At 62.7% G+C, this 1,952-nt stretch carries 2 protein-coding genes and 1 pseudogene; 2 read left to right on the top strand and 1 reads right to left on the bottom strand.

Annotation, left to right across the window (positions count from 1 at the left end; genetic code table 11):
* Positions 1-787 precede the first annotated feature (787 nt).
* Both AHiyo1_RS28425 and AHiyo1_RS22380 read left to right on the top strand, forming a co-directional pair.
* Positions 788-868: pseudogene (locus AHiyo1_RS28425) on the top strand (transposase-like zinc-binding domain-containing protein); the annotation flags it as partial.
* Positions 869-943: 75 nt separating this feature from the next.
* Positions 944-1,333, top strand: a complete 390-nt coding sequence (locus AHiyo1_RS22380; protein WP_059390054.1) for a hypothetical protein — start codon at positions 944-946, stop codon at positions 1,331-1,333.
* Positions 1,334-1,587: 254 nt separating this feature from the next.
* Here AHiyo1_RS22380 and AHiyo1_RS22375 read toward each other — a convergent pair whose 3' ends face one another.
* Complete coding sequence (locus AHiyo1_RS22375; protein WP_059390053.1) at positions 1,588-1,809, bottom strand: DUF4158 domain-containing protein; 222 nt, start codon at positions 1,807-1,809, stop codon at positions 1,588-1,590.
* Between the last annotated feature and the right edge of the window lie 143 nt (positions 1,810-1,952).

The following is a 1,952-nucleotide window of genomic DNA, read 5'->3' as shown; positions in this document are numbered from 1 at the left end:
GGCGGCTTCCGGGCCAAAGCGCGCGGGACGCTCGTCCGCTGCAGCGTTCTACCAGCGGTTTTGGCGTCTGCGGCACAGGAATGTCCCGGGAGTCTCCGATTGTGCGTCCCAACCAGCCCAGAGCAGAGCAAACCTGGGGCGCATGGTTAACATATGTCACTTCTGCCTCTTTGACCACAGAAGCACCCACCGTCTCGTCACAGGGCCTTCAATAACCCTTCGGCCGCCAGAGCGTGGGCCTGCGGGGCCTTCCCGGCACGGACTTCGCTACCGAACCAAGGTCTACGGTATGGCCTTCCCGCGGCGGATCTTGTGGGGAAAGCGACGAGTTTGAGGCAGCGTCGCTGGTTTCCTTCGTTGTCGTTTCCGAAGACGATTGCACGGAATGTTCAACGTCGACTGCACGACCGTCTGGTTCGGGTTTACCCCTGCCCCTTGACGGGTGTCCGGTTAGAGCCATTGAATCCTTGTTTGCGGACGGGTTTTCCGAGAACTCGAAAACGGAATCGGCATGGAAGACGAATCCTTCCCGCTGGCATGCACGGAGGCCTAGGCTGTGAATCACCGTCTCCGCACATGGTCTCCACTAGTCATATTGGGAGAACGGTGAACGTCCCGTCCAGGTTGTCCGATCCGGGCGGGGCGTTTCCCTCCCCCTGACAACTACGCAACAGGGGTTATAGGACAAAACGTGTGTATGGGAGGGGCTTGCTTCCCAGTGTTGGCGGGTGAATTTCGGGATAGCTAAGCTTTGGAAGCTTAGGGTGGCTGGGGCGCTTGCGTATCTCTGGAATGTCTGGTCTGCGGTCAGGCGCTGGTACGGAACGGAAAAACGGCCGCGGGTAAGCAGCGCTACCGGTGCCTGGGCTGCGGGGCCAGCCGCTCCGGTGAACGCCAGGACGTCAGCAGACGCTCCGAACTCGAGGCGTTCCTTGCCTGGCTGATGGGCACCTCCAATCAGTCATCGCTGACCTCGTTCGGTTCCGCCCGGTCATTCCGGCGCCGCACGGCCTGGTGCTGGAACGTTGCCCTGCGGATCCCGGTGACCGGGGAGGTCCACGACCAAGTCCAGGTCGACGGGATCCACGTCGGTTCGTGGTGCTGCCTGATCGCCGTTGCCGGTGAGCACGTGCTGGGCTGGCAGTGGTGTGACACCGAGAAGAAGGCCGCGTGGGCGGCATTGATCGGACGCTTCCCGGCCCCGCGGGTCGTGATCACCGACGGTGGTTCCGGGATCGCGGATCAGCCTTCAACACCGACAACAGAGAACCCGCTGCACCGTCAGCGACGAGAGCTTCCAGGCCAGCAGCTCCGTCCTGCCCCAAAACCTTGACGACATCAGCACATAGGCGCTGCTCAAACAACGCCCGGCCAGCACCAACAATCCTGCCCACACGCCCCGGCGGCTCAATCCGCTCCTGACGGCACCGTGCCAGCAAAGCCTCCACAAGCGCAGACTCACGAACCTCCGACGGACACACCCTCTCCGCCAACCAGCCCGCCAGCGGGGCCATCAGCGGAGGTGAACTCCCGGAAACCAAACACTGATCGGATATCGGAGCGATGACGCTCGATTGTCCGCCCCGTTCACATATACGAGACAAGGCCTTCCGCCGGAACTCCGACCTGCTCAGAAACATAGGCCACCGCCGCGGGATCGAGCCCATCTGGCCCAGTCGGGAATCTCGCCTCGATCTCGAAGAACTTCAGCAACAAAGCGAAGCCCAGCCGTGTAGGGCCGGGCTTCTGGCCAAGCAGGCCCAAATCACGTCCGACCCATGTCCAGTCCTCAATAAGTCCGGGATTCACTCGACCACGATCACACAGGCAGGCGCCGCACCGCTACAAACTTGGCGGCTCACGTCACGTTCAGGAGTGCCGGGCCTTCTAGCGGTGTTCCCGCGCGGCGCGGCTTTGGTGTTCGTTGAGGGCCCGCCGGCAGGCGACGGCGG

Origin of the sequence: Arthrobacter sp. Hiyo1 (assembly GCF_001263615.2) — a bacterium.
Classification (GTDB): domain Bacteria; phylum Actinomycetota; class Actinomycetes; order Actinomycetales; family Micrococcaceae; genus Arthrobacter.
Note: the sequence above shows the minus strand (reverse complement) of the source record. Positions and strands in the feature narration are given on the sequence as shown.